This is a genomic window from Hungatella sp. (assembly GCF_046966825.1).
On record NZ_JBKVCZ010000201.1, the window covers coordinates 1 to 8,455 of the forward strand.

At 49.4% G+C, this 8,455-nt stretch carries 6 protein-coding genes; all 6 read right to left on the reverse strand.

Annotated elements, in window-relative coordinates:
* Positions 1 to 412 precede the first annotated feature (412 nt).
* The 6 genes from ACLTD4_RS31715 to ACLTD4_RS31740 all read right to left on the reverse strand — a co-directional run bounded on the left by ACLTD4_RS31715 (position 413) and on the right by ACLTD4_RS31740 (position 8,261).
* Positions 413 to 1,270, reverse strand: coding sequence for a MerR family transcriptional regulator (locus ACLTD4_RS31715; protein WP_055654051.1), 858 nt, complete (start codon positions 1,268 to 1,270; stop codon positions 413 to 415).
* A gap of 133 nt (positions 1,271 to 1,403) precedes the next feature.
* Entirely contained in the window at positions 1,404 to 2,777 is a 1,374-nt protein-coding gene (gene argH / locus ACLTD4_RS31720; protein ID WP_117621344.1) for an argininosuccinate lyase, read from the reverse strand.
* 13 nt (positions 2,778 to 2,790) lie between these two features.
* Entirely contained in the window at positions 2,791 to 5,790 is a 3,000-nt protein-coding gene (locus ACLTD4_RS31725) for a YfhO family protein (RefSeq protein WP_243008275.1), read from the reverse strand.
* Between the two features lie 90 nt (positions 5,791 to 5,880).
* Positions 5,881 to 6,306 carry a GtrA family protein gene (locus ACLTD4_RS31730; protein ID WP_002602416.1) on the reverse strand — a complete coding sequence of 142 codons (426 nt, stop codon included), beginning with the start codon at positions 6,304 to 6,306 and terminating at the stop codon, positions 5,881 to 5,883.
* An 87-nt stretch (positions 6,307 to 6,393) separates the two neighbouring features.
* Positions 6,394 to 7,392 carry an FAD:protein FMN transferase gene (locus tag ACLTD4_RS31735; protein WP_390472311.1) on the reverse strand — a complete coding sequence of 333 codons (999 nt, stop codon included), beginning with the start codon at positions 7,390 to 7,392 and terminating at the stop codon, positions 6,394 to 6,396.
* A 68-nt stretch (positions 7,393 to 7,460) separates the two neighbouring features.
* Positions 7,461 to 8,261 carry a sirohydrochlorin cobaltochelatase gene (locus ACLTD4_RS31740; RefSeq protein ID WP_055654056.1) on the reverse strand — a complete coding sequence of 267 codons (801 nt, stop codon included), beginning with the start codon at positions 8,259 to 8,261 and terminating at the stop codon, positions 7,461 to 7,463.
* Between the last annotated feature and the right edge of the window lie 194 nt (positions 8,262 to 8,455).

Genomic DNA, 8,455 nt, shown 5'->3' on the forward strand with positions numbered 1-8,455 from the left:
TTCAAAATGGTTCCGGGTGCATCGCACCAGGAACCATTTTGTCTACAGTCTGAAATTAGATACATTATCTAATTTTTATCTTCAATCCATCTTTTTTATATGCATTTAGTATAGTCCCTCCCCCTATGTGGAATGTCAAGCCTCATTTTATACGCTCTTTTTCTAAAATATTTTTATATTATGTTTGCTATTGCTTGTTATTCTAAATATTTTTTAGTATAATACAGGTAAATTTGCATAATGCACCTTCCCCTTAGGGTAATGTTAAAACAATAACAATACCGGCAAACCGTGATGCAGTGTAATTTTGCATAAAAAAAGACAACCATCTCCCTGTGAAGCTATGGTTGTCTCTTCAAAACCTTCCCCATAAGGGGAAGGTTTTGGCATCCTGTTATTCAATTTTCACAAATTATCTGCACTCTTCCATCCGGGTAACCGGCACCAGTATTTCCGTCACAAACTCCGCCGACACCCGCGTCGTCCAGTAATCCACCACATACCGCTCAAACGATTCCTCGCCGCAGATATATCCTTTTCTAGACGCCCATTCCTCAATCTTCCCGTATTCCCGTCCGATTGTATCCAGCGATCCCACGTGATAGACCGAAGCCATCATGGTCCCGCCCAGCGTCTTTAGTTCCGCATCCTTTACCAGCGGGCGGAGCGGCATCTGCATAATCCTGGCCCGCCTGCACGTCCCATCCCGTTTCTCACGAAACGACGGGAAATTTAAGATAACCGGCCCTGTGATCTCGTTATGTATGCTTTCCAGATAGTTCACCCACGGAATATTGATGATCGATTCCATGTAATTGTATGAAAAATCCTGTTCTTTACTGCAATACACCGTAGAATTCACATATTTTATCGTCACATCGTGTTCTTTGCGCTGAGAAACAAGCTCCGCCTCACGGACGAGCTCATACCAGTCCTTCACAGCGGTATAGCGGTATAACAGCTCCTGCCGTTCGGTCTGCAGTTCCTCACTCTTGCTCAAAAAGCTTCGCTCCAGGCATTGATACGTACTGCCTTCCACCAGACTCTGCATCTGTTCCAGACTGAACCCCATCTGTTTATAATACTTGACGACCGGAACCAGAAGCAGTGTCTCCTCGCTGTAATAGCGGTAATTGTTCTCTTCGCTTACCATATCCGGAGAGATCACTCCGATTTGATCGTAAAAGCGAAGTGCCTTTTTTGACACATTGCAGATACGGCTTACTTCACCGATAGAATATAATTTTTTAGCGTTTTGCCTTTCCCCCATAGCAAACCAGACAGCCTCCTCTGATCAGATTTTGTTTACCTTTCCGTATAAATCTTCTAATATACTTTAGTATAAACCTTCCCCTATAGAGGAATGCAATAGTTTTTCTGAGGAAATTTCCAGTATATGGATTTTACCTTTCCAGCCTCTCTCTGCACGCTTCTATCACTTTCTTCATCGCATCCTGTCCCGGGGCGCCGATAGTCATACGCTTTTTCACACACGTCTTCATGCTGATGGCGTCGTAAATGTCTTCCTCAAACACGGGACTGATCGCCTGGAATTCTTCCAGGGACATATCGTCCAGTGCAATCCCCTTCTCAATACAGTATAACACCAGCTGTCCCACGATTCCATGGGCGTCACGGAACGCCACACCGTGGTTCACCAGATAATCCGCGGCATCTGTCGCATTGGTAAAGCCATTCTTCGCACTCGCTTCCATGGCATCCTTCTTAAAGGTCATGGAGGAGATCATGCCAGTGAAGAGCGCAAGGCAGCCCTTTACCGTATCGATGGCGTCAAAGGTCAGCTCCTTGTCCTCCTGCATGTCCTTGTTATAGGCCAGCGGAATCCCCTTCATGGTCGTCAGAATGGAGACGAGAGCGCCATAGACCCGGCCTGTCTTTCCACGGATCAGCTCCGCGATATCAGGGTTCTTTTTCTGAGGCATAATGCTGCTTCCGGTGCTGTAGGAATCATCGATCTCCACGAACTGATACTCGTTCGTATTCCAGATGATAATCTCCTCGCAGAAGCGGCTCAAATGCATGGCAATCGTCGACAGCGCGCTGAGCAGCTCGATGACGTAATCACGATCCGCCACGGAATCCATGCTGTTTAACGTCGGTCCGTCAAATCCAAGAAGCTCCGCCGTATACTCCCGGTCCAGGGGATAGGTGGTGCCTGCAAGCGCGCCGGATCCCAGCGGACAGTAGTTCATCCGTTTCCTGATATCGGAAAGGCGGGAACGGTCGCGGTCAAACATCTCAAAGTAGGCCCCCATATGGTGAGCCAGCGTGATGGGCTGAGCCTTCTGCAAATGAGTAAAGCCCGGCATATACGTGTCCAGATTCTCCTCCATCAGCTTTAACAGCTCTTCCAGAAGGGATTTGACCAGACCGTCCAACTCATCGATCTCGTCTCTCGTATACAGCTTCATGTCCAGGGCCACCTGGTCGTTGCGGCTTCTGCCTGTGTGAAGCCGTTTTCCGGCCTCACCGATGCGCTCCGTTAAGACCGCCTCCACGAAGGAATGAATATCCTCGTGCTCCGCCGTAAATGCAAGCGCTCCGCTCTCTAAATCCCTGCGGATTCCTTCCAGCCCCTCTATGATCGCATCTCTGTCTTCTGTCGTCAGAATTCCCTGCTTTGCCAGCATTTTTACATGGGCAATACTGCCTTCGATGTCCTGATGGTAAAACTTCTGGTCAAAGGAAAGGGAAGCATTGAAATTGTGTACCAGTTGGTTCGTCTCTTTTGTGAAGCGTCCGCCCCATAATTTCATATTTCATTTCTCCTTAGCATTTTATTCTTCTGCGCATGACCGGTTTCTTTCTGCGGCCTGCGGTGATTCCTGCAATGAGAAGCAGCAAAACGATGCTGCCCGCCGTGATCATTCCACCCGTCTTTAAACCCTGCGGCATATAGCGCAGCTCCACGATATGTGTTCCGGCCGTAAGCCGCACGCTTAAGAAGGTGTCGAACAGCTTATACGGCTCCGTCTCTTCTCCATCCACCAATATGGACCATCCCTTGTCGTAAGGAATGCTCAAATAGAGAAGCCCCGCCCTTTCGGCTTCGATTCTTCCGGAGATTTCCGTATCTGTCTTCTTCGTCAGCTCCATGGAATTTCTGTTTAACACATTGTATACCGATTCCAGACCTTCCGGTATAAATCGATAGGCCATAGCAACCAGATCCTGCTCGTTGTCATCGTTGCGGAGCGTCACTTCCTCGCCTGCGGAAATCCATCCCAGCTCCAGCATGTATCCGCGGTTAATGTTGTCGAAGCTCTTCGTATTTTCCCCCATCAGGGCGCTTACCTTTTCCACCTTCTTGTTGCTCACATAGACGTAATAATCGCCCGATACCTCCGGTGTGAAGGTGAAGCTGGTTCCGAGAATCTCGCTCGGCACCTCCTCCAGCACAGGGCTGGCTCCCAGCACCACGGCAAGATCGTTCTGCACATCCGCCGGGTTGGTGATGTCTAACTGCCAGTTGTCCTCAAGATCGTAAGGGACCATGACTCCGAGCGGCAGCGTAAATTCATTGCGGTAGAGATACGTATGGTCCTCCACCTCCATCGGAGTGAGGAGACCGGTATCGGCCGGTGTCTCTGAATACAGCGCGTATTTTACGGAAAACAGCGAATCCACCAGCGGCGTGCTGCCGGTGATGCTGTAAGCGTTGGTGGAACTCTCGCATCCCAGCTTTTTAAAGAACTTTGATAAGTCCGCGTTAGCTGTGGACGAGAACAGGGATACAGACGGGAAATTCATCCACGCGCCGTCATTTTTCGTCTTCCTGGTGACCTTTTCCACCCGGTAAAAGGAAGGATCGCTGATCCCTTCCGTCAGTCTCACGCTGGCGTCATTATCCTTTACGTAGCTGGTCCGGCTGGTCGTGGTAACGCTCGTCACTGTCGTATTGACCGCCGCTTCCACCGAAACGACTCCCAGCGCCAGCAGGATGACGAGATTCCGGTTGACCCCCTTCTGATACAAACAGATCAGCCCCGTATAGGCGGAAAGGAATAGAATCGCCACATAGAACACAGAAAAATGGTACGCTTCATCCGTGATCAGCTTCTGAGCCATCAGCACAAATACGATCGCCGCAAAGAACGCCAGCACCACATGCTTCCACGGCGTCTCCTTCAAATGACTGTACGCCTCATAACACATCAGAAGAACCAGAAAAATATAGATGAAGGACTGGCGGCACGGAAGGCTGTTGGGATAATGGAACCCATGCCAGATAAAGTTAAGTACATTGAACGAGAAGCTGGCAAAAAAGAACAGCAGCAGACCGCAGTACACCACTTTTTCCCGCCGTTTGATCTTCCGGTTTACAAGATACAGCAAAAACAGCATAAGGACCGCCACGCCGCAGTAGATATTCGGCCAGTGATCCAGTCCGATCTCCGTCTCCACATCCGGTAAGTGTCTCGCCAGCATATCAAAGATCGGAAAATAGGAGGTCACCGTCTTCGGAAAATTAAAATCTCCGGACGCGGTCATCTGCAGCGCGTAGATCTCCGGAAGGAGCACTGCCGCGGCCAGACCGCCTGCCAGAAGGGAGAACACCGCGAAGGAACTGATATTTACCATGTAATCCTTCCACGATTTCTTTCCATCCATCACAAGCAGGGCGATGAAGTACAGCACCATAAAAATACATATCATAATGGATATGTAATAGTTTGACAGAATAGATAACCCCAGAGTAATGCAATAGAGAAAACATTTCTTTTCCCGTACGAGGCGCTCCAGCCCCAGCATGATCAGAGGGAACAAAAGGATGCAGTCCAGCCACATGATATTCCAGCTGTAAGCCGCCATATAACCGGAAAGCGCATAAAAAATGCCGAAAAATGCGATACCGAAATCCGAGGTTCTGCAGTGCTTCCGCAGATAGTAAGCGAAGCTTAACCCGCTGAGACCGATCTTGAACACGATCATATAGGTCATGAACTCGATAATATACGCCTTGGGACAAAGCACCAGAAGCCAGTTTAAGGGGCTGGCCAGATAGTAGGCATAGAGGGCCGCGAAATTCACGCCCATCCCCACATCCCAGCTGTACAGGAAGCTGCCGCCATGGGTCAGCTTGTGCTGAAATTCGGAGAAGAACGGCGCATACTGGTGGTACATATCCGTTCTTAAGAAGCTCTCCTCCCCAAACGGAAAGATTCCGCGCTGGGCAAAGATAATGATCATGATAATAACCGGCACAAAAAATGCAGCCACAAGTCCATCCGATGGCCGTATCAGGCTGATGCTCTCTCTGCCGTCCCGTCTCCGTTTCCGGGTACGGTCACTACGGACCGGATTTTCCTGATCCTGATACATACCCTCATCACGGGCTGCATACCTGGAGTCGTCCCGATCCGGAAATTCTGCGTCTTCATCGTATTCGTATTCTTCCTCTTCCACGGGTTCCAGAAAAAGTTCCGGATAATTCTCGTATTCCCCTTCAGCCGCCGTCTGACCGTTCAGCAGATCAAAGGAATCCAGGCTGTCACCGGGATCCGCACACAGTTCCGGCGAATCTGTCCTGTCTCCCGAATCCGTTCTCTCTCCCACACCGGCGTTCGCTTCCGCTTCCCCATGTTCAAGATCAGACGCGTCCGCTACAGAATCCGACGACACCGTATAGCCCTCGCCCAGGTCCAGTATAAGTGAAAAATCCTCCAGGGAAGCGGACGGTTCTTTTTCGTCCGTCCCATTCTCCGAAGGTATCAAATTTTTCTTCTCCGTCTCAGTTTCCCCACTGCTCCGTTTTTTCTCTGATGTCATTCTTAGTATGTCCTCTAGTTCTTTAGAAATCTTTTCAATCTCGTCATCGCGTTCCATATGCAGTTACCTGGCCGTACTTCGGCCAACCTTTCACAGGGATTTTTCTTCGCTCTTCCTGAATATAAAAAGTTTACTGAATACGTAGTTTACAATTACAACAATCACAGAAACTGCAATCTTGCTGATATACTCGTCCATATGAATCCATGATACCATGACAATCATAAAGACCATCTCCATCACACCCGACACGGCTCTGCACGCCACAAACGACGTGATCTCCTTCATGACAAAGGCCGGGCGCATATTATAGCTCTGAAATACGAAAATCTTATTCACAATAAACGCAAACAAGACAGATACCGCCCATGCCACCGCTGTCGCTATGCGGTAATCGATATGAACCTTTACCATGGCCGCATAGACCACCCAGTTCACCAGTGTGGTCAGCACCCCGAAGATCAGATAAGAAATGACCTCTCGGTTCATAACCTTGTCCCATATTTTTTTAATCATAACACTGCTCCTGTCAAAATTACATTTCTTCTATTGTAGTATAGTGCCGGAAAAATGTAAAGCAAATCCCCATGAATAAAGGAATCCTTAAGATTCTTTATCCAGGAACTGCTTCGCTCCCTCCGAATATACAATCTCATAGTCGTCGGTGATAAACACGCCGTAGGCGCCGTCGATGGAATCGAGCAGGTCCTTTCCCTTCTCCAGTCCCATGGAAAAGCAGGTCGTGGAAAGGCCGTCCCCATCCACGGACAGATCGGAGATGATGGTAACCGATATGAGTCCGTTCTGATACGGATATCCGTCTCTGGGATTTAATATATGGTGGTAATTCACCCCATCCTTTTCAAAATGGCGTTCATAGACACCGGAGGAAACGACTGACATTCCGTCGATGTTCAGCGTCGCAATTGTCTCATTCCGGTCCGCATAAGGTTTCTGAAGACCAACCTTAAAAGGCGTTCCATCGGGCCTTTTCCCGATACAGAGCACATTGCCGCCCAGATTGATCACAGCGCTCTTCACGCCCTTTTCGACAAGATAGTCCTTCATGCGGTCCGCAATATAGCCCTTGGCTATAGCCCCCAAATCAATGGCCGTATCCGGCGAGCCAAACGTAAGGGTATTCCCAGCCAGCTCCAGATTCTTCCAGTTTACCTTGTCCCTGGCTTCCCTGATCTCGCTATCCGAAGGAACTATATGTTCATCCGACGAAAAATTCCACAGGGAACTGAGGGGCTCGACGGTAATATCAAAATCCCCATCCGAGACTTCACTGTAATGAATTCCCTTTTCCAGCAGAGCCGCCACATCGTCTGAGACGGTCACGGTCTGTTCATCCGCAGAACGGTGGTTCAGCTTGTAAATCTCGCTTCCCTCGATGGTTCTGCTGAATATATTCTCATAGGAACGGCACAGTTCCAGGCTGCCGTTTAAGATGTCCGGATCATCCGTATCATACAGAGTCACGGTTACAAACGTATTCAGCATAAAACTGGACTTTGTAATTGGTTCGATCTTTCTGGCGCATCCCGACAGCAGCCAGATGGAAGCGGCAGCCGCAAGACAAACCGCGGCAGCCGCCATTCTCTTTCTTTTTTGCATATTACCTTACCTTTTCCTTGTATAACGAATAGTGACATTCTAACAAAGCGCTATTTGAAAGTCAAGGACCGCACCGCCATTTTCGCGTGATCTACAAACATGCTGCGGATCCCTTCCAGCTCTCCCAGGCCCTTCAGCCGGCACACCACATCGTATCCGTCCGCCTGAAATACGCTCTTCCAGGAGTCCTCTTCGTCGCCTGCCATATCGTTGTTGGCATGGTCTCCCGCCACGATCATCAGCGGCTGAAGCACCACCCGGCGCGCACCTGTCTGATCCGTCTCGCGCTTCATATCTTCCAGCGAGGGCGTCGCCTCCACAGTCCCGACATGGTACCGGCCGTATCCCTGTTTCTTAAATTCCGCGGCAAGGCGTACATAGACCTCATTCGCCGCATGTTCTGTCCCGTGTCCCATGAGAATGATCTCCGTTCCCTCCTGGTCAAATTCCTTCGTATCCTCTGCCAGAATGCGGACGAGCCGCTCATAGTCCTCATCCGAAGTGAGCAGCGGGGCGCCTACGGCCACTGCCTCAAAGGAAGCCTCATAGGGACTCATCTCCTCCATCATGGCGTCGAATTCCTCACCGCTCATGACATGGGTGGGCTGTACCAGAACCCGTTTTATGCCCTGATTTAAAAGTCTTTCCATTGCCTCCGACACTCCGTCGATCGAAATGGAATCCCGTTTTTTTAAAATATTAATAATCACCCGGCTGGTAAACGCCCGATGAAACTCGTAACCATGAAAATGTCCGGCAATCGTCTTCTCGATCTCCTCGATGGTCTTCTTACGGCTGTCATTATAACTGGTTCCAAAGCTGACCACCAGCACTGCATCCTCTTTTTTCATCCGTTCCGTCCTGTCCCTTCTTTTTTGATTCCCTGATACCATAACACAGATAAAAAACGGTGTCAAACAGCTTTTTCGGTTTCAGTTCACAGCCCTGTCGATCTCTGCTTCCCGGTCTGCCCCGGCTGGCTTATGGGTGGTTTCCAGTGACTTTGCAGGGGATTAGCAATTCTTAACGCGCAGGATTTTTCGTT

Coding starts and splice junctions, on each gene's coding strand:
- ACLTD4_RS31715 (WP_055654051.1), bottom strand. CDS start 1,270: ATGGGGGAAAGGCAAAACGCTAAAAAATTATATTCTATCGGTGAAGTA.
- argH (WP_117621344.1), bottom strand. CDS start 2,777: ATGAAATTATGGGGCGGACGCTTCACAAAAGAGACGAACCAACTGGTA.
- ACLTD4_RS31725 (WP_243008275.1), bottom strand. CDS start 5,790: ATGACATCAGAGAAAAAACGGAGCAGTGGGGAAACTGAGACGGAGAAG.
- ACLTD4_RS31730 (WP_002602416.1), bottom strand. CDS start 6,306: ATGATTAAAAAAATATGGGACAAGGTTATGAACCGAGAGGTCATTTCT.
- ACLTD4_RS31735 (WP_390472311.1), bottom strand. CDS start 7,392: ATGGCGGCTGCCGCGGTTTGTCTTGCGGCTGCCGCTTCCATCTGGCTG.
- ACLTD4_RS31740 (WP_055654056.1), bottom strand. CDS start 8,261: ATGAAAAAAGAGGATGCAGTGCTGGTGGTCAGCTTTGGAACCAGTTAT.